Genomic DNA, 26,295 nt, shown 5'->3' on the forward strand with positions numbered 1-26,295 from the left:
ATGTCCTGGAACAATCGCGTGGTGTGGTCGGAAGGCATGTTCATCACGACCCAGCATTTCCAACAGCATGATCGCTACCTCGAACACCTCGTCGACGCCCGCAACCGGCCGCTGAGCGTGGCCGCGTGGGGTTTCTCCGAGCTGCTGCTCGACCAGGGCCTGCTTGCCCAGGGCAAGGTGGCGATTCTCAGCGCCCGCGGCTTGCTGCCCGACGGCACGCCGTTCGACATCCCCCGCGACGACCTGCCACCTGCGCCGCTGGAAGTGCCCGACGATCTGCGCGATGGCGTTGTCCACCTGGGGCTGCCACTCAAGCGGGCGGGGGCCCGCGACACCGTCGACGAGGGCGAAGCCGTCGCTGGCGCCCGCTATGTCAGCCGTGTCAGCGAGGTGCGCGACGACAACGCGCCGTTCGAAAACCGTGCCCCGCTGGCCCTCGGCAGCCGCGCCCTGCGCCTGCTGCGCAGCGAGGACGGCCTGAGCGACTACGCCGCCCTTGGCATGCTGCGCATCCGCGAAAAGCGCGCCGACCGCGCACTGGTGGTGGATGACAGCTACATCCCGCCGGTACTCGACGTGGCGGCCAGCCAACAACTGTTCGGCTTCTGCGGCGAGCTGCTGGGCCTGCTGCACCAGCGTGGCGAAGCGCTGGCGGGCAGGGTGGTCGCCTCGGCCAATGGCGGGGCGTCGGAGATTGCCGACTTCATGCTGCTGCAACTGGTCAACCGCGCCCAGCCGCTGGTCGAACACCTCAACCAGCTGAGCCCGCTGCACCCCGAGCGGCTGTACAGCGAGCTGGTGGCCCTGGCTGGCGAGTTCGCCACCTTCACCCGCGATGGCCGCCGCCCGCACAGCTTCCCGGTGTATCAGCACGACGACCTGGCGGCGACCTTCGCTCCAGTGATGGCCGCCTTGCGCGAGGCCTTGTCGACGCTGATCGACAGCAAGGCGGTGGCCATTCCCATCGTCGAGAAGGCCTACGGCATCCACGTTGGCATGCTTGCCGACCGCAGCCTGCTCGACAGCGCCAGTTTCGTCCTGGTGGTGCGTGCCGATGTGCCCAGCGAGACGCTGCGTAGCCGCTTTGGCCAACAGAGCAAGATCGGCTCGGTGGAGCACATCCGCGACCTGGTCAACCTGCAACTGCCGGGCATCGGCCTGCTGCCGTTGCCGGTGGCGCCCCGGCAGATCCCGTTCCATGCCGGCTCCACCTACTTCGAGCTCGACCGGGGCAGCGAGCACTGGAAGCAGTTGCAACACTCCGGTGGCTTTGCCTTCTACGTCGCCGGCGAGTTCCCCGGCCTGAGCCTGGCCTTCTGGGCCATTCGAGGATAACCCGCGATGCACCCGGAAGATCCGCAGGCCAACGACCGTACCCAGTTCATGCCGCGCCCCGGTGGCCGCGCTGCCCCGCAACCCACCGCGCCAGCGCCGCAGCCGCCGCCGTTGCAGGTACCGGCCGAGCCCCTGGCGCCTGGCCAGGGCGTGGGTGTCAACCCGCTCGAGCAGGCGGCCGGGCCGTTGCTGGCCTTGCTTACCCGCCTGCGCAACACCATCGCTCATTCGGCGCCGGCCAGCCTGCGGGCGCAGTTGCTGGCCTATCTGCGCCAGTTCGAGACCCGTGCCGAAGCCGCCGGGGTGGTGCGCAACGAGGTGCTGCTGGCGCGCTATGCGCTGTGCACCGCGCTGGACGAGGCGGTGCTCAGCACGCCGTGGGGCAGTGCCAGCGACTGGAGCCGCCAGAGCTTGCTGATCACGGTGCACAACGAGGCCTGGGGCGGTGAGAAGGTGTTCCAGCTGATGGAGCATTGCCTGCAGAGCCCGCGCGAACGCCTCAACCTGCTGGAGCTGTTGTACCTGTGCACCAGCCTCGGCTTCGAGGGCCGCTACCGGGTCATGAACGATGGCCGCGCCCAGCTCGAAGCACTGCGCGAGCGTACCGCTGCGGCAATTCGCAGTGCCCGTGGCGAACGTGAGCGCGAACTCTCGCCACACTGGCGTGGGGTGGCTGTCAGCCGTGACCGCCTGGCCCAGTTCGTGCCGCCATGGGTGGGCCTGGCGGTGGCCGCGGCATTGCTGTTGCTGCTGTTGTTCGGCCTGCGCCTGAAGCTGGCCGCCGATGCCGAGCCGGTGTTCCGGGGTATCCACGCGCTGGGCGAAATCCCGGTACAAGCCATGGACCGCCCGGTGCTGCAGCCCAAGCCAGTGGAGCGCCCGCGCCTGGCCGGGTTCCTCGCCGATGACATCAAGGCCGGCCGGGTTTCCGTCGAAGACGCGGTCGACCGCTCGGTGGTGACCATTCGCGGTGACGAGCTGTTCGCCAGCGCCAGCGCCAGCATCAAGGGCGATTTCCAGCCGCTGATGCTGCGCATCGCCGAGGCAGTGGCCAAGGTCAAGGGCAATGTCCGGGTCACCGGGCACAGCGACAACCAGCGCATCGCGACGTTGCGCTTCCCGTCCAACTGGGCGTTGTCGCAAGCGCGCGCCGAAGAGGTCAAGGGCATCCTCGCCGCGCGCACCGGGCAACCCGAGCGCTTCAGCGCCCAAGGGCTGAGCGACACCGAGCCCCTGGCGTCGAACGACACCGCGCAGGGCCGGGCGAAGAATCGCCGGGTTGAAATCACCGTTCTGGCGGAGGGCGTCGAGTGAAGGCGTTTTTCAGTTTTGTCATTCGCTGGGTGATCCCGCTGCTGGGCCTGATCGCCCTGAGCCTGATCATCTGGTTCGTCGGGCCGTTGCTGGACATGCTGGCGTCGCCCACGCCACGCTGGCTGCTGATCGTCCTGCTGTTCGCCCTGTGGGGCGGCTACCGCGCCTGGCGCATCGTGCAGGCGCGCCGGCAGGCGGCCAAGGTCATGCAGAGCCTGGCCGCAGAAACCGCCCCGGACCCTGCCAGCGTGGCCACCACCGAAGAGCTGGCGGCGCTGCGCCAGCGCATGGACGAGGCCTTGGCCCTGTTGAAGAAGGCCCGTCTGGGCGGTGACGAGCGTCGCAACCTTTACGAGCTGCCGTGGTACGTGATCATCGGCCCGCCCGGCTCGGGCAAGACCACCGCGCTGGTCAACTCCGGCCTGCACTTCCCGCTGGCCGCGCAACTGGGCGAGGGCGCCATCCGCGGTGTGGGCGGCACGCGCAACTGCGACTGGTGGTTCACCGACCAGGCGGTGCTGCTCGACACTGCCGGCCGCTACACCACCCAGGACAGCCACGCCCAGGTCGACAAGGCGGCCTGGCTGGGCTTTCTCGACCTGCTCAAGACCCAGCGCTCGCGCCGCCCCATCGACGGTGCATTCATCGCCATCAGCCTGTCCGACCTGCTGCTGGGCAGCGACGCCGAGCGCGCCGCCCACGCCGCGGCGATCCGCGCGCGCATCCAGGAGCTGTACAGTCAGCTGGGCGTGCGCTTCCCGGTTTACCTGATGCTGACCAAGCTCGACCTGGTGCCGGGCTTCATGGAGTTCTTCGACAACCTGGGCAAGGACGAACGCGCCCAGGTGTGGGGCATGACCTTCCCGCTGGATACTCTCGAGCAGGGCGCTGACGGCCCGTTGGCGCAGTTCGACAACGAGTTCGCATTGCTCGAACGGCGGCTCGGCGAGCGCCTGGTCGAGCGCCTGCAACAGGAACGCGACCCGGCCCGACGCGACCTTGTCTATGGCTTCGTGCAACAGTTCGCCGCCCTGCGTGGCAACCTCAAGGCCTTCCTCGACGGCATCTTCAAGCCCAACGCCTTCGAGGCACGGGCGTTACTGCGTGGTGTGTACTTCACCAGCGGCACCCAGGAAGGCAGCCCCATCGACCGGCTGATCGGCAGCATGGCCCAGAGCATGGGCCTGGATCGTGCGCACCTGGCACGCCAGAGCGGTAGCGGGCGCAGCTATTTCATCGAGCGGTTGTTCACTGCCGTGGCCTTCGCCGAGCGCGGCCTGGTTGGCAGCAACCCCAAGGTGGAGCGGCGGCGCCGGTGGATCGCCCGTGGTGCGCTGGCCGTGAGCGTGGCGTTGGTGCTGCTGGTCGGGACCTTGTGGGCCCTCAGTTACCGGGCCAACCAGCAATACATCGCCGAAGTCGACAGCCGCCTTCAGCCACTGGGCAAAAGCGTGCAAGGCCTGAGCCCTGCGCAGCGCAACGTGGTCGACGTGCTGCCGCTGCTCAACGCCGTCCGCCACCTGGCGGACGACCCTCCCAGCTGGGCTGAGGGCCTGGGCCTGTACCAGGGCGACATGCTCGAAAGCGAATCGCAGAGCCTGTACCGCAAGCTGCTGATCGCCATTTTCGCCCCGCGCCTGGTCACCCGCATCGAGGAACAGCTGTATGCCGGGGGGCCATCCGATTACCTCTACGAAGGGCTCAAGGCCTACCTGATGCTGGCCGATGCCGAGCACTACGACCCAGACTTCATCAAGGCCTGGATCACCCTCGACTGGGAGCGCCAGTTACCCCGCGACCTTGCGCCCGACCTGCGCCAAGCCCTGGGGCAGCACCTGGCGGCGCTGTTCGAGAAACGTCCGCCGAACGCACGCCTGGACCAGCGCCTGATCGACGACACCCGTCGCCAGCTGCAGCAGTTGCCGGTGGCCCAGCGTGTTTACGACCGGGTCAAGCGCCAGAAGCTGCCAGGCGGGGTCGAAGACTTCCGCGTCAGCGACGCTGCCGGGCGTGATGCCGCCCTGGTGTTTCGCTTCAAGAGCGGCAAGCCGTTGAGCGAGCCGCTGCCGGGGCTGTTCACCGTGCAGGGCTACCGCCAGGCATTTCTCGTCGCCAGCCTGGCGCAGAGCACCACGCTGGCCGAAGAACGCTGGGTACTGGGCCGCGCGCCGGGCGAAGCGGGCGATGCCAAACGCCTGGCCGACGATGTGCAGCAACTCTACTACCAGGATTACATCCGCCACTGGGATGCCCTGCTCGACGACCTGGACGTCGTGCCTGTCACCAGCGTTGGCCAAGCCGCCGACGTGCTGCGGGTGCTGTCCGGGCCGACCTCGCCGATGAAGCAGCTGCTGCAGGCGGTGGCCCGTGAAACCAACCTGGCGCAGCCGACCACGCTCGACAAGGTCCAGGACAAGGCCGAGCAGGCCGGTGTCGACCAGCTGCGCCAGCGCCTTGGCGGGCTGCTCGGCGACGCGCCGCTGCCCGTCGACAGCCCCGCGGCCCGCACGCAGGACCCGGTGACCGCGCACTTCGCCGAGCTGGCCACGCTGGTCGGCAGCGGTGAAGGCCAGCCCGCCGCCATCGACGGCTTGCTCACCGACCTCAATGCGCTCTACGTGCAGGTCAGCGCCATGGTCGGTGCCAGCGGCGACGCCTTGCTCGGCGAGGCCAAGAACCAGGCCCAGGCTGCGGCGCAACGGGTAGCCCTGGGCGCGGCGCGCCAGCCCAGGGTGGTGCAGAACCTGGTCAGTTCGGTACTCGGCTCGACCCATGGCATCGTCATGGGCGGGGTGCGCAACCAGCTCAATGCCGCCTGGGCCAGCGAAGTGCTGAATGTCTACCGGCAGTCGCTCAGCGGCCGCTACCCGCTGGTGGCTGGCAGTTCGCGCGACGCCACCCTGGAAGACTTCGGCCAGTTCTTCGGGGTCGGTGGGGTGATGGACAACTACTTCCGCAAGTACCTGCAGCCCTACGTCAATACTTCCAGCACGCCCTGGAGCTGGCAGCCGGGCGCTGCGCAGAAGCTCGGGATCAGCGGCAATGTGCTGTACACCTTCCAGCGCGCGGCGACCATCCGCGATGCGTTCTTCCGCAGCGGTAACGGCCTGCAGCCAAGCGTGCGTTTCGAGCTCAAGCCGGTGGCGATGGACGCGAGCATCACCCAGTTCCTGCTTGATCTCGACGGCCAGCAAGTCAGCTACGACCACGGCCCGAGCCGCCCGGTGGCGTTGCAGTGGCCCAACCCGAACAGCATCGGCGTGGTTCGCCTGTCGATCGCGCCGCCATCGGCCAGCGGCCGTTCGGGGCTGACCGTGGAAGGCCCATGGGCGTGGTTCCGCCTGCTCGACCAGGCCGACCTGGTGGCTGGCAGCTCGCCGGAACGTTTCAACCTGCGTTTGCGCGTGGATGGCGCCAGCGTGTCGTACGAGCTGCGTGCCAGCAGCGCCTTCAACCCGTTCCGCAGCCGAGTGGTCAGCGGTTTCAGCCTGCCGGAGCATCTGTGAACGACGTGGGTTTCTACGGAAAACTGGCCTGTCGCGGCGACTTCGTCAGCCGTGGCCTGCCGCAGACCTTCATCCAGCCCTGGGACCAGTGGCTGGCCGCCGGTATCCAGGCCAGCCAGCAGGCGCTTGGCGAGGCCTGGCTGCAGGCCTACCTGGTCAGCCCGTTGTGGCGCTTTGCCCTGGCGCCTGGGGTGTGTGGCCCGGACGCGGTGGTCGGCGTGCTGATGCCGAGCATCGACCGGGTGGGGCGGTATTTTCCGCTGAGCGTGGCGCAGGTGCTGGAGCCCGGGGTGGCGATCGCAGGCATCGTTGGTGGGGCCGATGAGTGGTTCGAAGGTGTCGAGGCGGCGTTGCTGGGCACGCTTGAAGCGGATGCGGCTTTCGAGCATTTCGAGGCAGCCTTGCAGCCTTTCGACCAACCCCGGCCGCTGCTGCAGGGGCCACGTCTAGCCGTGGGCGGGTTGCAGCGGCTCGACGGCAGCACGCCGCAGGGCAGGGCGTTGGCCCTGGCCGAATGTGCCTGCGAAGGCATGAGCCTGTGGTGGGGCCTGGGCAGCGAGCGGATCGCACCTGGCCTGCTGCGTAGCCAGGGCCTGCCGCGCAGCGAGCAGTTCGCCGCGTTCCTGCTGGGCAGCGAGGCGAGTCCAGCATGAGCCGCGTGCACTACAGCGCGGCCAGCTACAGCCATGTAGGCATGGTCCGCAAGATCAACGAAGACGCCTGCCTGGAGCTGACCTGGGATGGCCTGTGGGCCGTTGCCGACGGCATGGGTGGGCATGCCGCCGGGGACTATGTGAGCAGCCTGGCCGTGGACAGCCTGCGCCAGTTGCCGCTCATCGATGGGTTGGAGGATTTCACCCAGGCCCTGCGCGACACCTTGGCCCAGGTCAACAGCGCCGTACGCGAGGAGACCTTGCGCCGGGGCGTGGCGATGATGGGCAGCACGGTGGTGGTCCTGGCCGCACGCGGCGACCGGGCGGTAGGCCTGTGGGCTGGTGACAGCCGCCTGTATCGGCTGCGCGATGGCCGTATCGAGCGCCTGTCGCATGACCACAGCTATGTCCAGGAACTGCAGGACAGCGGCCTGCTCAACGAGGCCGAAGCGCGCGTACACCCGCGCGGCAACATCGTTACCCGCGCCATCGGCGTCGAGGACCAGCTCGAACTCCAGGCGGTGGATGTGCAGGTACAGCCGGGCGACACCTACCTGCTGTGCAGCGACGGCTTGAACAAGACCGCCGAAGACCACGAGATCGCCGACGTGCTCGGCCACGCCGACCCCTATCAGGTGGTCCGCAGCCTGGTACACCTGGGGCTGACCCGTGGCGCCCCTGACAACATCACCGCCGTGGTGGTGAAGGCGAAATGAAGAGCACCCCGAACATGCAGATTCCCGGATTCGACATCGACAGCGAGATTGGCCAGGGCGCCATGGCCAGCGTCTACCTGGCCACCCAGCGCTCGCTGCAGCGCAAGGTGGCGCTGAAGGTGATGGCCGCGAGCCTTGCCGCCGACCCTACCTTCTGCGAGCGCTTCCTGCGCGAAGGGCGCACCCTGGCGCGGCTGGCGCACCCGCACATCGCCACCATCCATGACATCGGCAACGTCGGCGAGCTGTACTACATGGCCATGGAGTACCTGCCCAGCGGCACCCTCAAGGAGCGCATCGCCGCCGGGCTTGCACCCGAGCAGGGCTTGCTGTACGTGCGGCAGATCGCCCAGGCGCTGGGTTATGCCCACGGCCAGGGGTTGGTGCACCGCGACGTGAAACCGGCCAACATCCTGTTCCGCGCCGACGGCACGGCGGTGCTCTCGGACTTTGGCATCGCCAAGTCGCTGGATGACCGCACCCAGTTCACCCAGGCTGGCTTCGCCGTCGGCACCCCGAGCTACATGAGCCCGGAGCAGGCGCGGGGCATGGACATCGACGGCCGCGCCGACCTGTATGCGCTTGGGGTGGTGCTGTACGAGATCCTTGTCGGCGAGCTGCCCTACCGTGGCACCGATGCGTTGTCGACCGCACTGGCCCACCTGACCGAGCCACTACCGGAGCTGCCCATCGAGCACGGGCGCTACCAGGACATCCTGCGCGGGCTGCTGGCCAAGGACCCTGATCAACGCTTCGCCGATGCCGACGCGTTGCTGGCCGCACTCGATCGCTTGCCTGCCGATGACCAGGACAGCACAGTGATCCGGCCGTTGCCGGTCGCGATGCCGGGCAAGGCAGACCTTGGCGGCTTGACGCCAATGTCCATCGATATTCCGCAGGCCACGGCCGAGCCGGTCGCCTCACCCGCGCCTGCCAAGGAGCCGTCCCGGCCCAGGCCCGCTGCGCCGCCGAAACCAGCCTCGGGCATGCCGGCCAAGGCCATGCTGGCCGTGGCCATAGCCGCGGCGCTGGGCCTGGGCGCGACCTTGTTCTGGTTGCGCAGTGGCAGCGACCAACCGGACGTGCAGCCACCCGTGGCGCAAACCGCGAGCGAACCGCTGACGCCAACCGCTCCACCGCCAGCGGCCAGCGAAGACGGCCGGCCTTTGTTGATGCCGGGCAAGAAAACCCTGTTCCAACGCGTGCTGAGCAAGCCCGAAGCGCAACTGCGCGCACGGCCCGGTGACAGCGCCGGTGAACCGCTGCCGGCGTTCTCGGTGCTGTACGTGTACCAGCGCAAGGATATCGACGGCCAGCCATGGCTGGAAGTTGGCGCCTCCAGCAGCGGCCAGCGCGACGGCTGGTTGCCTGCGGCACAAACCAGCGACTGGAAGCAAAGCCTGGTGCTGAAGTTTACCGAGCGTTCCGGCCGTTCACCGGTGATGTTCATGCGCCAGGCCGATGACCTGCAGCAACTGCTCGACGACACCGGCAGGGCCCGCGCCGACCTGCTCAAGGCGCAGAACGAGCCCGACCAGGTGCCCCAGGTGCTGGCCCTGGAGCCAGCCGCCAGCGCGGTGCCGCAGAACCAGTTCTACCTGATGCCGATCTTCGACTACCGCGAAAGCTTCGGCGCCGACGGCCAGCCGGTGCAGTTGCTCAACGTCGCCTCCATCGACCCCGGCAGCAGCGTTCGCAGCCAGGCGGCCACGGCTGCCGGTGCGGCCGTGGCAACGGACAACCGCTTCCGTACCGGCATCGTCCTGGTGGTCGACACGTCGGTGTCGATGCAACCCTACATCGACCGCGTGCGCCAGGTGGTCAGCGAACTGCAGGCGCAACTGGCTGCACGGGGCGAGCTGGGCAATGTCAGCTTCGGCCTGGTGGGCTTTCGCAACAGCGTCAAGCGCACCCCGGGCCTGGACTACCTGAGCAAGACCCTGGTCAGCCTGGAGGAGGGCCGCGACCCGGCGCGCTTCCTCAAGGCTGCCGCGCAGGTCAAGGCCACCAGCGTCTCCAGCCATTCGTTCAACGAAGATGCCTTTGCCGGCGTGATGCAGGCCGTGGAGGGCATGGACTGGTCGGGCTATGGCGGGCGCATCGTCCTGCTGGTCAGCGATGCCGGTGCCCTGCGCAAGAACGACCCCTACAGCAGCACACAGATGAACGAGGCCGAGGTTCGCCAGGCTGCGTTGAGCAAGCAGATCAGGATCTACGCCCTGCACCTGCGCACCCCGGCCGGTGCGAAAAACCATGGCGCTGCCGAAAGCCAGTACCGCGTGCTTACCGCCGACAGCAACCCGCAGATCGGTGACCTGTACGTGGCTGTGCCGGGCGGCGATGTGGGCGCCTTTGGCGAGCGCGTGCGCGAGATCGGCTCGACGTTCGCCGAACTGGTGCACCAGGTGCGTGAACAGCAGCCGCAGCCGTTGCCCCAGTTGGGCTCGGGCGCGAGCCTGGCGGCGAAGTCCCAGGCGATCGGTTATGCCATGCACATGGACTTCCTCGGCCGTAACGGCGCCAGCCAGGCGCCGCAACTGGTCAGCGCCTGGGCCGCCGACCATGACCTGGCCAACCCGGCGTTGCCGAGCCTGCAGGTGTGCGTGATGCTGACCAAGCTGCAGCTCAATGACCTGCAGCAGTCGCTGAAGCTGATCGTCGATGCCGCGCGCAAGACCCGCAGTTCACCGGGTGATTTCTTCAACGAGATCGCCAGCGCGAGTGCCTACATGAGCCGCGATCCGGGTGCCCTGCGCAAGGGCGCAAACCTGGCCCAGGGCGGGGTACTGGGCGAATACCTCGAAGGCCTGCCATACCGCAGCAAGTCCCTGAGCATGACCGAGGACCTGTGGCTGTCGCTGTCGGTGGCCGAACAGGAGGATTTCATCGACGAGCTGGACTCGAAGATCCGCCTGTACGAAACCTTCCACAACGACATGGCCAACTGGGTGCGCTTCGGCAAGGCCGAGCCGGGCGATGCCCTGTACCGTGTTCCGCTGTCGACGCTGCCGTGATGATCAGCCTGCACGCGGTGCACAAGACGCGCGGCCAGGGTGCCCAGCGCTACAGCCTGCAGATCGACCGGCTGCAGTTGGCGGCAGGGGCACGGGTGGCCCTGGTCGGCCCCAGCGGCTGCGGCAAGAGTACCTTGCTCGACCTGCTGGCGCTGGTGCTGGCGCCGGATGCCGCCGAGGGCTTCGTCTTCGCCGGCACCGATGTGGCTGGCCTGTGGCGCCAGCGCCGCCTCGACCAGTTGGCGGCGCTGCGCAGCCGCCAGCTGGGCTATGTGCTGCAGGCCGGCGGATTGCTCGGTTTCCTCGATGTGCGCGGCAATATCCGCCTGCCACGGCAGCTGTTGGGGCTGGGCGAGGATGGCAGCGTCGAACGCCTGGCCGAGGCGCTGGATGTGCATGACCAGCTGGCCAAGAAACCTGCCGCGTTGTCGCTGGGGCAACGTCAGCGGGTCAGCTGCGCCCGGGCCCTGGCGCATGCGCCGGCATTGTTGCTGGCCGACGAGCCTACCGCAGCGCTGGACCCGGTGAGCGCCGAGCGGGTCATGCAGTTGCTGCTGCGTGAAGCACAGGCGCGCCAGGTGACCTGCGTGCTCGCCACCCATGACGAAGCGCTGGCGCGCAGGGCCGGGTTGAGCGTGCTGCGCATGGCCTGCCGACGCGATGCCGACGGCGGCGTCACCGCCACCTTGGCGCAGGCCGTCTGATGCGCCCGTGGCTGATCGCCGGCCTGGCCTGGCAGGACTACCGCAACGATGCGCGGCTGTCGGCGTGCAGCGTGCTGGCGCTGGTCGCGGTGATCGCGCCGTTGCTGGTGCTGTTCGGTCTCAAGTTCGGCCTGGTCGGCAGCCTGACCGAGCGGCTGCAACGCGACCCGAGCGTACGCGAGATCATTCCCTTGGGCGGTGGCCGTTTCCGCGCCGATTTCATCGATGCCCTGGGGCTTCGACCGGACGTCGCCTTCGCCATCGCGCGGACCCGGCAGATCGCCGCCACTGCAGAGCTGCTGCTGCCTGCCAAGGGGCGTGCGGTAACCGTCGAGATGCTGCCGACCGCTGCCGGTGACCCCTTGTTGCAACAGGTGCCGCCGCCGCAGGGCCTGCAGCAGGTGGTACTGAGCTTTACCGCTGCCGAGAAGCTCGGTGCCGCTGCCGGTGATGAGCTACAGGCCAGCTTCAGCCGGCAGCAGGCCGGCCAGATGCAATGGCGCCAGACGCGCCTGCAGGTAGCTGCCGTGCTGCCGTTGGCGGCGTTCGAGCGCGATGGCCTGTTTGCTTCCCTGGCCCTGCTCGAAGCGGTCGAGGACTACCGCGACGGGCGCGGCGTGCCGGCGCTGGGCTGGCCGGGGGAGGCCGCAGGCAATGATGCGCAGCGGATATACCCGGCGTTTCGCCTGTATGCCCGTGGGCTGGCTGATGTCGAGACGCTGCGCGCCTACTTTGCCGAACGCAAGTGGCTGGTATCGACCCAGGCAGCGCAGATCGCCCAGGTGCAGGCCCTGAGCCGCAACCTTGACCTGGTGTTCTGGATCATCACCAGCCTGGCCGTGGCCGGTGCCGTGGCAGCCATCGCCGCTGGCGCGGTGGCGGCGGTACAGCGCAAGCAGCGTGAGCTGGCGGTGCTGCGCCTGCTGGGGTTCGGCACGGCCGCGCTGCTGCTGTTCGTGGTGTTGCAGGCGCTGTACAGCGGCGTGCTGGCGGCCGCAGTTGCCGGCGGCCTGTACCTGCTGGCCGAGCAGGGCCTCAACCGGATCTTCACGCAGGTGCCAGGCGAATACGCCAGCCATCTGTTGCCCATGCATTACTTCGTTGCGTTGTCTGCGGTGCTGCTGGCCAGCACAGCCGCTGCTGCCCTGGGTGGCTGGCGGGTGGCGCGCATCGATGCCAGTCAAGGAATCCGTGATGTCTGAACTTCGTCTCGGGGCTACGGCCCTGCTTCTGACCACGCTGGGCCTGGCGGCCTGTTCGCCGGGTACCGACGAGCCGCCTGCCAATTCGGCCAAGCCGGCCAACGCCGCTGCCGCCAGCACCCCGGCACAGCCGGTCGACACCAGCAAGCTGGACAACCCCAAGCCCTTGCCGGGCGACGTCAGCCTGCCGCTGCCATGCGGCGGCGAACTGGTACTGCGCAGCGTCTACGTGCTGGCCCAGGGTAGCCTGGACGACCGCGAGGTCAACCTCGGCTACCCGTTCAGCGAGGGCGAGGCCGGCTACCAGCAGTCGTTCATTTCCGGTTATCGGCGTGACTTCATCAATGGCCAGTTCAGCCTCCAGGACCTTTCGCCCGCCTGGCAGAAGGCTGTCGCCCCCAACCTGCCCGTACTCGACCAGGCTGGCCCGCTCAAGCCGATGATGTATTTCATCGGCAAGTACGAGGTCAGCGCCCGGCAGTATGCCCAGGTGATGGCTCAGGCCCAGTCGCTGGCCAGCGGCGAGGCGGCGCCGGCCTGTCAGCCCGATACCACGGCGGCGGGGCGCCTGCCCAAGGTCAAGCTGTCGCGCTTCGAGGCCGAGCGCTTTGCCGCGGTCTACAGTGCCTGGCTGCTCAAGCATCACCGTGACCTGCTGCCGGTCAGTGGCCGGGGCAGCAAAGCTGAGGACGGCGGGGTCGGTTTTGTGCGCCTGCCCACCGAAGTGGAGTGGGAATTCGCTGCCCGTGGCGGCTCTGCGGTAAGCCGCCAGGAACTGGAAGGGCGGCTGTTCCCGCGCAAGGTCCAGGGTAGTGACAGCGACGGGCCGCTTGGCGACTGGGCAGTGTTCAACCAGGTGGCTGGCGGCACCGGGCAGGCCGCACGCCTGATGCCGATCGGTACCCGGCTGCCGAACCCGCTGGGGCTGTTCGATGTGATCGGCAATGCCGCCGAAATGGTTCAGGAGTCGTTCCAGCTGGTGCATGCCGGCCGCTTGCAAGGCGCCTATGGCGGCTTCGTGGTCAAGGGCGGCAACTACCTGGAAGGCGAGGGCACGCTGTTTACCGGCATGCGCCGCGAGTACCCGCTGTTCGGCGCTGACGGTACCGAACAGCGCAACGAGACCACGGGCTTCCGGGTGGCCATCGGCGCCTTGTCGGCACCCCGTTCGCGTTACCAGGAACTGTTCGAGCAGTGGCAAAAGGAAGGGCGCCTGGCCAGCCTGACCGACGATATTGATGCCGTGCAGGACCCGACCAAGCGCCTGGACAGCATCATCGCCGCCACCGCCGACCCGCGCCAGCAGGCCGAGCTGGGGCTGGTCAACGAAGAACTCAAGCGCAGCGTTTCGCTGATCGGCCGCCAGCGCGAAGAGGCTGCCGGCAACCTGATCCAGTCTGCCGCGCTGGTGGCCGAGACCATCAACAACTACAACATTCGCCTGACCAACCTGCGCAACACCCAGGCCGAGGCCAAGGCGCGTGGCGACCAGACCACCGTGAGCATGTACGCCGCAGCCATCGCCAACGGCCGCGCCGCCCTCGATGGCGCCGTGGCGATCTACATCGACAACCTGGCCAGTGGTACGCGCTACACCGATGCGGTGATCCAGGCGCAGTTCCAGCGGGTCAAGGAAGAACTCAACCGCAAGCCGGTCCTGGGCAAGAGCCTGGTAAGCCGCGCGACCCTGTTCGTTCGCCATGTTGGGGAGTACCGCCAGAACCGGCGGGCCGACCCGGCAACGATCCTCAAGGAGCTCCTGGCATCGGCCGCCGCGCGGCCTTCGTAGTGGCTTCTGCCTGACGCAACCGCGGGGTGGCATGAAGCCCCCCGTTTTAACCACCCACGTGAGAAAGTGACATGTTCAAGACCATCTTCACGGCTACCCATGCCCGTTCCGCCCTGCTGCTCGCCGCCGGTTTCAGCACTGTTCTGCTGGCAGGCTGCTCCAGCTCTCCGGTGTCCAAGGTTGGTGCCACGACCAAGGTCGAGTACTACCCGAGCTGCTACGAGCCCGTGCAGCACCTGCGCTCCACCGACGGTGACATGACCCGCTCGGTTGCCACAGGCGCCGTCATCGGGGCCCTCGGCGGTGCCTTGACCGGCGCCCTGGTCGACGGTGACAACCGCGGCCGTAACGCTGCCATCGGTGCGGCGGGTGGTGCCTTGGTGGGCGGTGCGGCCGGTTACTACACCGAGCGCCAGAAGCAGATCAGTGACGACAAGCAGCGCATTGCCTCGTACGCCACCGACATCGACAAGAGCGCTGCCGACCTGGACCGCACCACGGCCTATGCCAAGGCTTCGCAAAGCTGCTACCAGCGTGAGTTCACCAGCCTGATCGACGGCCGCAAGGCCAACCGCATCAACGACACCGAAGGGCGCAAGCGCCTGGCCGAGATCGTCTCGGGCCTGCAGGAGTCGAACAAGCTGCTGGCCACCGTCAACGGCCGCGTTGCGGAAAACCTCGACAACTACACCCAGGCCTACGAGCAGGACCTCAAGCAGGTTGGTGTGGCTCGTACCGATGTGGCAACCGTGGCTGAGCCGCCAAAGACCACCACTGGCAAGAAGAAGACCCAGGCCGTCAAGGTGAACACGAACGTGCCGCAAGAGGCGGTCGCCACCGAGAAGACCCTGCAGAAGGCCACTACCAAGAAAGCCGAGGCCCAGCAGGTGGCCAATGCTGGCGTCGACCAGGTCAACAAGATGTGCCGCAGCCCCGACATGGGTGACTGGGCGCCGGTGCCTTGCCCGAACGTGTAACCCACGCTCCGTTGCGCTCGCGCCGGTGCACGTGCAGCCCCTGGCAGGTCGCCTGACCTGCACGGGGCGTGCGTGGGCCGGCGCAGCGGCTTTTCGAATCAAGGAGAGTTGTCGTGACTGATCTGATGTCCGGCGCCCTGGGCGGCTACCGGCAGCAAATGGCGCGTCAGCGGCTGTTGTTGACCGTCGACCAGCAGAAGCTGTTCAGGGCCATCGATGCCGACCCGGGTATCGTGGGTGCTGGTGTTGTCTATATCGATGCCGAGTACAACGTGATCGTGCTTCGCGAATTCAAGCCTATCTGCAGCATTGCGCCCAAGCGTGTGATTCTGCAGGAGGCAGCACCTTACAAGTCACCTGAACAGTTCATGACCCAGCTGCAAACCGGCGCGCGTGAGCGCAAGGTGATGGCAGAGGCCGTGAACGCCAGTTTGGGTTGCCTCTCGGCCTATCTTGGTTGGGTCGTCATGTTCAGTGGCACCATTGCCGTACCGTTCACTGGCGGCGCCAGCATGGTGTTGACGGCGGTCGGTTATGCCGCCGCGGCTGCGGGTACCGGGCAGTGCATGATGGGCGGGTACCGAGTGTTCAACGAAGTGTTCGACCCAGGGCAGAACGACTGGCTCGACAGTAACGACACGGTCCAGACCGTGATGAGCATACTGGACGGCGTCGCGCTGGCAGGTGTGGGCGCATCGAGCCTGAACACCGTGCGGTTCCTGCAGGCTCGCAAAGCGGCTACCGGCAAGGGCTGGAGGGAGCTGTTCCATAGCCTGTCGCGGCAGCAACGCAAGGCGCTGGCCGAGGAGCTTCTGCTCATCAAGCATCCGTCGCTCACTGCCAAGCAGCTCAAGCTGAAGCAAGCGGCGGGTACTGCGATCAAACGTTTTACCCCTACCGAAATTCAGCATGCCACGCGTACCTTGATCAAAGACTCGATAGGCGGCTTGTCGGGCTTTGGCAGCAGTAGCTTCGTGCAATCGGTTGCCGTTGGGCTTTACGAGGAGATTACCGAGTGACCCGTGATCAGGAGCTGCAAGCGTTTCTTTCCCGTTATTTCGGCGTGTTCATTGCCGAGTTTTTCTTTTCCTGCATGGCGCTGGGCGGCACCGTCTCGCTGGTGTTTTCCACCTATATGCGCAGCTCAGACCCTGAACTCTCGGTGATGGTGCTGGCGGCAGCCGGTGTACTGAGCGTCGCCTCGCATATCGCCATGGTGCGTGGCTTTGCCTGGGGCGTGCGCGGTGTGATCGGCATCCTCGTGGTTGCCTTGCTCGCCGCATTGCCCAGCTACGGTTATCGCCCGCACATGGGGGCGTACATTTCCGTCCTGGTGTTCGGTTTGCTGGCTCTGCTGATCATCAACAGCCAGCGTTACCGCGAGATGCGCGTGCGCCTGGTGGAGTATCGGGACATCCGTAAATTCAACCGTCGCGCGGCTAAAACCTCTAAATGAACCTTTCTCTGATGTAACGAGGGGATCGGGATGAATCTGCGCCGAAAGCGTACCTGGCTCGGTGGTTTGCTATTGCCCTTGCTCGTTGCTTGCAATGGCCATAAGGTCGAGCGTGTCGTGGTCTATGAGAATAACGTCCATCACTGGCGCATCGAGCACGTGGTGGAGCAGAACTGGCCGGTGGGGCCTCGCCAGTATTATCAGGTGTTTCTCAAGGACCGCCTGCTGATCCTGCCTGCCAATGTGTTCAACGACGAGCGCGACATTAGTGAGTTCGTTGCTGCGGGCGGTTTCGACATCAGCAACTGGCGCAACGACACGATCATCGTGGCGTTCGAGAACGTGCAAAAGCGCGAAGGTGGCAACGAGCATTTTGTCCGCTCGCTGATGATCACCCCGGAGTACAAGGAAGGGGAGGTGATACTGAGCGACATGGCGAGCCATATGCAGATCGTGGTGCAGCGGGTGGAGCCGGTTGGGGAGGGGAAGTAGCAGGGCAGTGGTGTTGTAGGCAAGCAAATGAACTAGCTGTGGATGGCACCGGCATTTGTGGGAGCGGGCAAGCCCGCGAAGCAGGCGACGCGGTGGATGGCACCGGCTGCGCCGGTGTTCGCGGCTAAAGCCGCTCCCACAGGTACAGCGTGAGCCCGAAGCCAGCGCAGTACCTGTGGGAGCGGGCAAGCCCGCGAATCAGGCGACGCGGTGTATGGCACCGGCTGCGCCGGTGTTCGCGGCTAAAGCCGCTCCCACAGGTACAGCGTTAACCCGAAGCCAGCGCAATACCTGTGGGAGCGGGCAAGCCCGCGAATCAGGCGACGCGGTGCATGGCACCGGCTGCGCCGGTGTTCGCGGCCACGGCCGCTCCCACAGGTACAGCGTGATCCCGAAGCCAGCGCAGTACCTGTGGGAGCGGGTTCACCCGCGAAGAGGCCCGCCCAGGCAAACCCGCCGCTTAAACCCCATGCAACCGCAGCGCCCGCTGCGCACACTCCCGCCAACTCAACTTCGGCTTCTCTACCGGCGGCAGCTGTTGCACTTCCCCAGCCAGCACCACCGGCATATCCCGCATCCTCACCCAAGGCTCACTCTGCCAATACAACAACGTCGCGCTCCGCCCCCCAGGCCAGCACATCTGCCCCAGTCGCGGAACATCCTCCACCCCGTCCTCCTGCCGATCACGCAGCACCGCCACCACCTCATGCGTCAGCCACCAGCGCAAATGCCGGTTCTCCGGCACATGGTGATGCGCCAACAAGGTATAGGCCCCGGATTCGCTGACCATCGTGGTTTCCTGGTACTTGCCATAGCGCAGCAACTGCACGGAGCGGTACTGATCCGGGTCGAGCTTGCGCATGCAGTGTTCGTCGTAGAAGTGACCACTCAGCCGGCCGAGTTCGTGGGCGCAGAACCAGGCTTGGGATTCGAGCCAGAGGGTGTGGAGGGGGCGGTTGTGGCGGGTGAAGAGGGTAGGTGTATTGAAACTGTCCATCTTGGCCATCCTGATTTGGAGAGCCGCTGCTAACGGGAACGGAATACCGCTGCGTGAGCGTTCTTAAGCGCCGACAGACGTTATCGCGACGCTACAAAAGTCACAATGAGAACCTTGTAGGAAGCTTCCTCTTCGGCTTTTCCCAGCCAATAAAAAAGGCTGCCAATCGGCAGCCTTCTCTATGCTCGCTCGGATATCAATCCCAGCTCAACGCCCCACCAGTCTGATACTCGATCACACGGGTCTCGAAGAAGTTCTTCTCTTTCTTCAAGTCCATGATCTCGCTCATCCACGGGAACGGGTTGGTAGTCCCTGGGTACTCTTCCTTCAGACCAATCTGGGTCAGGCGACGGTTGGCGATGAACTTGAGGTAGTCCTCCATCATCGCTGCGTTCATGCCCAGCACGCCGCGTGGCATGGTGTCACGGGCGTATTCGATCTCCAGCTGGGTCCCTTGCAGGATCATCTGGGTCGCTTCTTCCTTCATCGCCGCGTCCCACAGGTGCGGGTTCTCGATCTTGATCTGGTTGATCACGTCGATACCGAAGTTCAGGTGCATCGACTCGTCACGCAGGATGTACTGGAACTGCTCGGCCACGCCGGTCATCTTGTTGCGGCGGCCCATGGACAGGATCTGGGTGAAGCCGCAGTAGAAGAAGATGCCTTCCAGTACGCAGTAGTAGGCGATCAGGTTGCGCAGCAGCTCTTTGTCGGTTTCGACGGTGCCGGTGTTGAATTCCGGATCGGAGATGGCGCGGGTGTACTTCAGGCCCCAGGCGGCTTTCTTCGCTACCGACGGGATCTCGTGGTACATGTTGAAGATCTCGCCTTCATCCATGCCCAGCGACTCGATGCAGTACTGGTAGGCGTGGGTGTGGATCGCCTCTTCGAAGGCCTGGCGCAGGATGTACTGGCGGCACTCCGGGTTGGTGATCAGGCGGTACACGGCCAGGGCCAGGTTGTTGGCTACCAGCGAGTCGGCAGTGGAGAAGAAGCCGAGGTTGCGCATGACGATGCGACGCTCGTCTTCGGTCAGGCCGTCCATGCTCTTCCACAGGGCGATGTCGGCGGTCATGTTGACCTCTTGCGGCATCCAGTGGTTGGCGCAGCCGTCCAGGTACTTCTGCCAGGCCCAGTCGTACTTGAACGGTACCAGCTGGTTGAGGTCGGCGCGGCAGTTGATCATGCGCTTTTCGTCAACACGCACGCGAGCGCCGGAGCCTTCCAGCTCGGCCAGGCCTTCGGCGATGTCGAGGTCGTTCAGGGCAGCCTTGGCGCGCTTGACGGCGTCGGAGTCGTCAGCGGTAGCGGCACGGGCTTCCAGGGCGGCGGCACCACCGGCGCTGTCGAGCTTGTCGAGGGTAGCGGCGGCAGCGGCCTGCGCAGGGGTGTTGCCTTTGGCGGCTACTTCGCCGTCTTCCTTGTCGAATTCGTCCCAGCTCAGCATGGTTTGGCTCCTGCTTGAGGGTCGCCCTGGGGCAACCGGTTGGATTTTAAGAATGTGATGCCTGACGCAAGGCCGTTACGGCGAATGGACAGCTCGAGAGGCTGACTCTCGTTTACATCTGGTGTGTTCTGGCTTGTACCTGGCCAGGCCTCTCGGAGGGGCCAGGACAATTGAAAGGTGCCCTTTTCAGAGGGGGCGCAGTATACCGGAATTCGCCTTCGATCGGGGTGCGTGTCTGGCGGGCGAGGGTAACTTTTTCGACCGTTTTGGCGTGCGTCCGTTCACGAAGCGTGTGTCATCAGATACAGGGGGGAAGTGTAGCGGTAAAACGCGAAAGGCACTATATGTTGTGGTTATTTATTTTTTAAGCACAGGATGTGGTGTTGGCGCGATCTTTGTAGGAGCGGCCTTGTGTCGCGATGGGGTGCGAAAGCGCCCCCAATATTGCAGCTTCGCCACATACATCGCCGGGGCCGCTTTGCGGCCCATCGCGACACAAGGCCGCTCCTACAGGAACCGGGTCAATCCGCAGCTACCGAGTTGTATGCAACGTTTCGGCAATGCGTGTCTTGAGATGCCTGCGTGCTTCTTCGACCGAAGTTACGCGGCCGGTTTCAGCGCAGGGCGGATACAAAAATGCCGCGCGGGGCGCCCGTGGGCACCCCGCGCGGCACTCAGGCCTTACTGGCAGGCTTCGCAGTCAGGCTCGTCGATCGCGCAGGCCTTCGGCACTGGCGCAGGGCCGGCTGCCTGGACCGGGGCGCTGTCGCCACCGCTGGAAACGGCGTTGAGCTTGCCAGTGTTGATGGTCGACTTCTCGGTGCTGGTCGCGGCCAGGGCACGGAGGTAGTAGGTGGTCTTCAGACCACGGTACCAGGCCATGCGGTAGGTCACGTCCAGCTTCTTGCCCGAGGCGCCGGCGATGTACAGGTTCAGCGACTGGGCCTGGTCGATCCACTTCTGGCGACGCGAGGCGGCATCGACGATCCACTTGGTCTCGACTTCGAACGCGGTGGCGTACAGGTCCTTCAGCTCTTGCGGGATACGCTCGATCTGCTGCACCGAACCGTCGTAGTACTTCAGGTCGTTGATCATTACCGAGTCCCACAGGCCACGGGCCTTCAGGTCGCGGACCAGGTACGGGTTGATCACGGTGAACTCGCCCGACAGGTTCGATTTCACGTACAGGTTCTGGTAGGTCGGCTCGATGGACTGCGACACGCCGGTGATGTTGGCGATGGTCGCGGTCGGCGCGATGGCCATGATGTTCGAGTTACGAATACCTTTCTTGACGCGCTCGCGCACCGGGGCCCAGTCCAGGGACTCTTCCAGGTTGACGTCGATGTACTTGGCGCCACGGGCCTCGATCAGGATCTGTTGCGAATCCAGTGGCAGGATGCCCTTGGACCACAGCGAACCCTGGAAGGTCTCGTACGCACCGCGCTCGTCGGCCAGGTCGCAGGACGCCTGGATGGCGTAGAAGCTGACCGCTTCCATCGACTTGTCGGCGAACTCGACGGCAGCATCGGAGCCGTACGGAATGTGCTGCAGGTACAGCGCATCCTGGAAGCCCATGATGCCCAGACCGACCGGGCGGTGCTTGAAGTTCGAGTTACGCGCTTGCGGCACCGAGTAGTAGTTGATGTCGATCACGTTGTCGAGCATGCGCACGGCGGTGTTCACGGTGCGTTGCAGCTTGGCGGTGTCCAGCTTGCCGTCGACGATGTGGTTCGGCAGGTTGATCGAGCCCAGGTTGCAGACCGCGATCTCGTCCTTGTTGGTGTTCAGGGTGATCTCGGTGCACAGGTTCGAGCTGTGGACCACGCCCACGTGCTGCTGCGGCGAACGCAGGTTGCACGGGTCCTTGAAGGTCAGCCACGGGTGGCCGGTCTCGAACAGCATCGACAGCATCTTGCGCCACAGGTCTTTGGCCTGGATGGTCTTGAACACCTTGATCTTGTTGTACTCGGTCAGGGCTTCGTAGTACTCGTAGCGCTCTTCGAAGGCCTTGCCGGTCAGGTCGTGCAGGTCTGGCACTTCCGAAGGCGAGAACAGGGTCCACTTGCCGTCATCGAAGACACGCTTCATGAACAGGTCAGGGATCCAGTTGGCGGTGTTCATGTCGTGGGTACGACGACGGTCATCACCGGTGTTCTTGCGCAGCTCGATGAATTCTTCGATGTCCAGGTGCCAGGTTTCCAGGTAGGCACACACGGCGCCCTTGCGCTTGCCACCCTGGTTGACGGCAACGGCGGTGTCGTTGACCACTTTCAGGAACGGAACCACGCCCTGCGACTTGCCGTTGGTGCCCTTGATGTAGGAGCCCAGTGCACGCACAGGGGTCCAGTCGTTGCCCAGGCCACCGGCGAATTTCGACAGCATGGCGTTGTCGTGGATCGCGTGGTAGATGCCCGACAGGTCGTCCGGCACGGTGGTCAGGTAGCAGCTGGACAGCTGCGGGCGCAGGGTGCCGGCGTTGAACAGGGTCGGGGTCGAGGCCATGTAGTCGAAGGACGACAACAGGTTGTAGAACTCGATGGCACGGGCTTCTTTGTCTTTCTCTTCCAGCGCCAGGCCCATGGCCACACGCATGAAGAATACCTGTGGCAGCTCGAAGCGCACGCCATCCTTGTGGATGAAGTAGCGGTCGTACAGGGTCTGCAGGCCCAGGTAGGTGAATTGCTGGTCACGCTCGTGGTCGATGGCCTTGCCCAGGCGGTCCAGGTCGTAGCCTTTCAGGGCCGGGTCCAGCAGCTCGAACTCTACACCTTTGTCGATGTAGGCCGGCAGGGCCTTGGCGTACAGGTCGGCCATTTCGTGGTGGGTGGCGCTCTCGGCCACGTTCAGGAAGCCCAGGCCTTCGGCGCGCAGGGTGTCCATCAGCAGGCGGGCGGTAACGAACGAGTAGTTCGGCTCGCGCTCGACCAGGGTACGGGCGGTCATCACCAGGGCGGTGTTGACGTCCTTGATGGCCACGCCGTCGTACAGGTTCTTCAGGGTGTCGCGCTGGATCAGGTCGCCATCGACTTCGGCCAGGCCTTCGCAGGCTTCGCTGATGATGGTGTTCAGGCGGGCCATGTCGAGCGGCGCCAGGCTGCCGTCGGCCAGGGTGATGCGGATGGTCGGGTGCGGCTCGACCACGGACTCGGTGTTGACGCGGGTGGCACGCTCCTTGGCGCGCTGCTCGCGGTAGATCACGTAGTCACGGGCGACCTTCTGCTCGCCGGCGCGCATCAGGGCCAGTTCGACCTGGTCCTGGATTTCTTCGATGTGGATGGTGCCACCCGATGGCATGCGACGCTTGAACGTAGCGGTGACCTGCTCGGTCAGGCGCGCGACGGTGTCGTGGATGCGCGACGAAGCGGCGGCGGTGCCGCCTTCAACTGCGAGGAACGCCTTGGTGATGGCCACGGTGATCTTGTCGTCGGTGTAGGGGACGACAGTGCCGTTACGCTTGATCACACGCAGTTGGCCGGGAGCGGTGGCGGCCAGATCCTGGTTGGAATCGGCGGCCTGCGGCACCTTGGCCTGCGGGTTCTCGCGAGTTGTGTCGGTTTGCATGGGTGGGTGTCTCCACAGTTTCTATATTGTTCAGGCGCCTTTTGGGCGCCCACCGTTCCGTCCACTTGCTCGATGGCCTGGCGGGGATGGGCAATGCATGCGCATCCGCCCGCGCGGGCGTACCAACTTCGGGACAGACTCAGGAATAAGGGCAATTGGCTCGCCGCTCCCTGGCCGAAGTCAAAGGTTCTGGGCCGGGCCCAAAAACTGTTGCTGATGGATGCCAGGCCTGGCCTGTAACACCCATACCCGAACAAGGCCCTGGAAGGGCTTGCCTCGGTCGCCTCCGCAGGAGCGGTTTGGCTGCTGGAATCACTTGAAGTTCACCCGAAAAAATCGCTTGATTTTGCGGGTTGACTTTTGTGTGTGATTTTGCACGAACCCCTATATCTAGTGGTTCGCTGCGATCGGGATACAAGATAATGCGGTATTGGGGGCTTTGCAAGGCGAGCGCCTGTGGATAACTTGTGCGTACTTTGTGAGTGAATGGTGGGTATTCGCTGTAGGCCTTGTGCCAAGTGGTTTGCAGTATTTTTCTGCGTCTTGCTGCCCCGGGGCAGAATTTTTCGGGCGCGAACCCTATCACAAAAAACGGTTCAGTCTAGGGGCTGCTGGCAGGTTGGCAGTACCGGATGGCAGCCGTAGTATTCCGAGGGGATGTTGCTTTTTGGTTAAAGGGTTATGTTGCCTGTGCTGGCCCCTTCGCGGGTGAACCCGCTCCCACAGGTATTGCACAGGCTTCGAAAGCGGCTCGGTCCCTGTGGGAGCGGGTTCACCCGCGAAGGGGCCGGCACAGGCCACAGAAAAACAACAAACAAAGGCACAAGCCATGGACCACCCCGCACCCCGCATCCTCATCGTCGAAGACGACCAGCGCCTGGCCGAGCTCACCGCCGAGTACCTGCAGGCCAACGGCTACGAAGTCAGCGTCGAGGGCGATGGCGCCCGCGCCGCGCGGCGCATCGTCGACAGCCAGCCCGACCTGGTCATTCTCGACCTGATGCTGCCCGGCGAGGACGGCCTGAGCATCTGCCGCCGGGTGCGCAGCCAGTACCCCGGCCCGATCCTCATGCTGACCGCCCGCAGCGATGAACTCGACCAGGTGCAGGGCCTGGACCTGGGGGCCGACGACTACGTCTGCAAACCCGTACGCCCACGCCTGCTGCTGGCACGCATTCAGGCCCTGCTGCGCCGCAGCGAAGCACCGGACAGCAAGCGCCAGGACCTGGCCTTCGGCGCGCTGCGCATCGACAATCGCCTGCGCGAGGCGCGTCTGGGGGAACAGCTGATCGAGCTGACCGGCGCCGAATTCGACCTGCTCTGGCTGTTGGCCAGCAACGCCGGGCGGGTGCTGACGCGCGAGCAGATCTTCACTGCACTACGTGGCGTCGGCTACGACGGCCAGGACCGCTCCATCGACATACGCATCTCCAGGATCCGCCCCAAGATCGGCGACGACCCGCTCCAGCCAAGGCTGATCAAGACCCTGCGCAGCAAGGGCTACCTGTTCGTCGGCGAGGCCCCATGAACAACTCGATCTTCCTGCGCATCTATGGCGGCATGCTGGCCGTGCTGGTGCTGGTGGCCCTGCTCGGGGTGCTCAGCCTGCACCTGGTCAACGAAGTGCGTGCCGCCCAGCACCGCGAGGGCCTGGCCCAGGGTACCTTCAGCCTGATGGCCGACAACCTGGCGCTGCAGAACGACACCGAACGCAAGCGCTCGCTGCTGATCTGGGAGCGCCTGCTCGGCGTGCCGCTGGCGCTGCAACCGATGACCGCGCGCACACTCGATGGCGGCCAGCGGGCGCGCCTGTACCGCGGCCTGGTGGTGGTCGAGAAGACCGGCCCGCATGCGGCCCAGGTGCTGCGCAAGGTCGGCCAGGAAGACCTGATGCTGGTAGCGCAGATCAAACAGATCAGCGAGCAACTGGCGCGGGCCACCCTCTATCTGTTGGCCGACGAATTGGTGCGCTACCCGGTGACCGAACAGCAGCAGCGCCTGGCACAGATCAAGAAAGAAAAGGGCTTCGGCTTTGGCGTGGCCCTGCAGCGCATCGAGCGGGTGAGCCTGGACGATGACCAGCGGCGCCGGGTCGAGGAGGGCGACACGGTCATGGCCCTGGGCAAGGATGGTGACTCGATCCGCGTGTTCGCCGGGCTGGCGGGTTCGCCCTGGGTGCTGGAAATCGGCCCGCTGTACCAGCTCAACCCGTATCCGCCGCAGTTGCTGATCCTGATCACCTTTCTTGGCCTGTGCCTGATCGGCCTGGTGGTCTACCTGCTGGTGCGCCAACTGGAGCGGCGCGTGTCGGGGCTGGAGTTTGCCGCCACGCGCATCGCCCAGGGCAGCCTGGACACCCGCGTGCCGGCCGGCGACGCCGACTCGGTGGGGCGCCTGGCCGCGGCCTTCAACGGCATGGCCGAGCACCTGCAGCGCTCGCTGACCATGCAGCGCGAGCTGGTGCGGGCGGTTTCCCACGAGCTGCGCACGCCGGTGGCACGCCTGCGCTTTGGCCTGGAGATGATCGAAAGTGCCACCACCGAGCAGGCCCGGGCCAAGCACCTGGCGGGCATGGACGGCGATATCCAGGACCTCGACAAATTGGTCGACGAGATGCTCACTTACGCCCGCCTGGAGCAGGGCGCACCGGCGCTGAAGTTCGAGCGGGTAGACCTGGACGCCTTGCTCGACCGGGTGATCGAAGAGCTTGCGCCGCTGCGTGCCGAGGTACGGGTGGTGCGCGGTGAGTGCCAGGGCGCCGATGGCGAAGGCGCCTGGGTCGAAGCCGAACCGCGCTACCTGCACCGGGCCCTGCAGAACCTGGTGGGCAACGCCATGCGCCATGCCGAGGCCGAGGTGCGCCTGAGCTATCAGTTGGGGCAGCAACGCTGCCGCATTGACGTGGAGGATGACGGCCCGGGCATTCCCGAGGGCGTCTGGGACCGTATTTTCACACCGTTCACCCGCCTCGACGACAGCCGTACCCGCGCCTCGGGCGGGCATGGCTTGGGCCTGTCTATCGTGCGGCGGATCATCTACTGGCACGCGGGGCGGGCCACGGTGGGGCGCAGCGCCGCGCTGGGCGGTGCCTGCTTCAGTCTGAACTGGCCACGGCAGCAGGCACCGTTGTGA

18 protein-coding genes are annotated in these 26,295 nt (G+C 65.6%); 15 read left to right on the forward strand and 3 right to left on the reverse strand.

All coding sequences use genetic code 11. From position 1 onward, the window contains the following. The 13 genes from tssK (at position 1) to CAG44_RS16410 (ending at position 17,158) form a co-directional block, all read left to right on the forward strand. Positions 1 to 1,335, forward strand: a complete 1,335-nt coding sequence (tssK, locus tag CAG44_RS16350) for a type VI secretion system baseplate subunit TssK (protein ID WP_085590753.1) — start codon at positions 1 to 3, stop codon at positions 1,333 to 1,335. Positions 1,336 to 1,341: 6 nt separating this feature from the next. Next, positions 1,342 to 2,649 carry a DotU family type VI secretion system protein gene (locus CAG44_RS16355; protein ID WP_085692538.1) on the forward strand — a complete coding sequence of 436 codons (1,308 nt, stop codon included), beginning with the start codon at positions 1,342 to 1,344 and terminating at the stop codon, positions 2,647 to 2,649. Next, positions 2,646 to 6,155: a type VI secretion system membrane subunit TssM gene (tssM, locus tag CAG44_RS16360; protein WP_085590749.1), complete on the forward strand. Its 3,510-nt coding sequence runs from the start codon at positions 2,646 to 2,648 to the stop codon at positions 6,153 to 6,155. The genes CAG44_RS16355 and tssM overlap by 4 nt, the downstream gene beginning before the upstream one ends. After that, a complete protein-coding gene (gene tagF, locus CAG44_RS16365) occupies positions 6,152 to 6,808 on the forward strand; it encodes a type VI secretion system-associated protein TagF (RefSeq protein ID WP_025340307.1) in 657 nt (218 codons plus the stop codon). The genes tssM and tagF overlap by 4 nt, the downstream gene beginning before the upstream one ends. Continuing rightward, a complete protein-coding gene (locus CAG44_RS16370) occupies positions 6,805 to 7,524 on the forward strand; it encodes a PP2C family serine/threonine-protein phosphatase (protein ID WP_085590745.1) in 720 nt (239 codons plus the stop codon). The genes tagF and CAG44_RS16370 overlap by 4 nt, the downstream gene beginning before the upstream one ends. A gap of 14 nt (positions 7,525 to 7,538) precedes the next feature. Next, positions 7,539 to 10,538 (forward strand): serine/threonine-protein kinase, encoded by a 3,000-nt coding sequence (locus CAG44_RS16375; RefSeq protein WP_305880076.1) that lies wholly within the window; start codon positions 7,539 to 7,541, stop codon positions 10,536 to 10,538. Then, positions 10,538 to 11,242: an ATP-binding cassette domain-containing protein gene (locus tag CAG44_RS16380; protein ID WP_085692540.1), complete on the forward strand. Its 705-nt coding sequence runs from the start codon at positions 10,538 to 10,540 to the stop codon at positions 11,240 to 11,242. Before CAG44_RS16375 ends, CAG44_RS16380 begins: the two co-directional genes overlap by 1 nt. Next, positions 11,242 to 12,444 (forward strand): FtsX-like permease family protein, encoded by a 1,203-nt coding sequence (locus CAG44_RS16385; RefSeq protein WP_085692541.1) that lies wholly within the window; start codon positions 11,242 to 11,244, stop codon positions 12,442 to 12,444. Before CAG44_RS16380 ends, CAG44_RS16385 begins: the two co-directional genes overlap by 1 nt. Then, entirely contained in the window at positions 12,437 to 14,233 is a 1,797-nt protein-coding gene (locus CAG44_RS16390; RefSeq protein ID WP_085590736.1) for an SUMF1/EgtB/PvdO family nonheme iron enzyme, read from the forward strand. The genes CAG44_RS16385 and CAG44_RS16390 overlap by 8 nt, the downstream gene beginning before the upstream one ends. A 71-nt stretch (positions 14,234 to 14,304) precedes the next feature. Next, on the forward strand, positions 14,305 to 15,210 hold the full coding sequence (gene tagQ / locus CAG44_RS16395; RefSeq protein ID WP_025340301.1) for a type VI secretion system-associated lipoprotein TagQ: 906 nt from the start codon (positions 14,305 to 14,307) through the stop codon (positions 15,208 to 15,210). Positions 15,211 to 15,335: 125 nt separating this feature from the next. Next, positions 15,336 to 16,229: a hypothetical protein gene (locus tag CAG44_RS16400; RefSeq protein ID WP_038408275.1), complete on the forward strand. Its 894-nt coding sequence runs from the start codon at positions 15,336 to 15,338 to the stop codon at positions 16,227 to 16,229. Continuing rightward, a complete protein-coding gene (locus CAG44_RS16405; RefSeq protein ID WP_085619130.1) occupies positions 16,226 to 16,666 on the forward strand; it encodes a hypothetical protein in 441 nt (146 codons plus the stop codon). The genes CAG44_RS16400 and CAG44_RS16405 overlap by 4 nt, the downstream gene beginning before the upstream one ends. A 30-nt stretch (positions 16,667 to 16,696) precedes the next feature. Beyond that, positions 16,697 to 17,158 carry a hypothetical protein gene (locus tag CAG44_RS16410; RefSeq protein WP_085619128.1) on the forward strand — a complete coding sequence of 154 codons (462 nt, stop codon included), beginning with the start codon at positions 16,697 to 16,699 and terminating at the stop codon, positions 17,156 to 17,158. Positions 17,159 to 17,618: 460 nt separating this feature from the next. Here the strand turns inward: CAG44_RS16410 and CAG44_RS16415 are convergent, their stop codons facing one another. The 3 genes from CAG44_RS16415 to CAG44_RS16425 all read right to left on the reverse strand — a co-directional run bounded on the left by CAG44_RS16415 (position 17,619) and on the right by CAG44_RS16425 (position 23,163). After that, positions 17,619 to 18,155 carry a Bro-N domain-containing protein gene (locus CAG44_RS16415; RefSeq protein WP_085692542.1) on the reverse strand — a complete coding sequence of 179 codons (537 nt, stop codon included), beginning with the start codon at positions 18,153 to 18,155 and terminating at the stop codon, positions 17,619 to 17,621. Between the two features lie 196 nt (positions 18,156 to 18,351). After that, complete coding sequence (locus tag CAG44_RS16420) at positions 18,352 to 19,602, reverse strand: ribonucleotide-diphosphate reductase subunit beta (protein ID WP_024087598.1); 1,251 nt, start codon at positions 19,600 to 19,602, stop codon at positions 18,352 to 18,354. Between the two features lie 681 nt (positions 19,603 to 20,283). Continuing rightward, positions 20,284 to 23,163: a ribonucleoside-diphosphate reductase subunit alpha gene (locus CAG44_RS16425; RefSeq protein ID WP_085692543.1), complete on the reverse strand. Its 2,880-nt coding sequence runs from the start codon at positions 23,161 to 23,163 to the stop codon at positions 20,284 to 20,286. Between the two features lie 829 nt (positions 23,164 to 23,992). On the opposite strand from CAG44_RS16425, the gene CAG44_RS16435 reads away from it, so the two are divergent. After that, positions 23,993 to 24,691, forward strand: a complete 699-nt coding sequence (locus CAG44_RS16435; protein ID WP_085590720.1) for a response regulator transcription factor — start codon at positions 23,993 to 23,995, stop codon at positions 24,689 to 24,691. Continuing rightward, positions 24,688 to 26,295, forward strand: a complete 1,608-nt coding sequence (locus tag CAG44_RS16440; RefSeq protein WP_085692544.1) for an ATP-binding protein — start codon at positions 24,688 to 24,690, stop codon at positions 26,293 to 26,295. The genes CAG44_RS16435 and CAG44_RS16440 overlap by 4 nt, the downstream gene beginning before the upstream one ends.

Source organism: Pseudomonas sp. B13(2017), assembly GCF_002113245.1.
GTDB classification, from domain to species: Bacteria; Pseudomonadota; Gammaproteobacteria; order Pseudomonadales; family Pseudomonadaceae; genus Aquipseudomonas; species Aquipseudomonas putida_Z.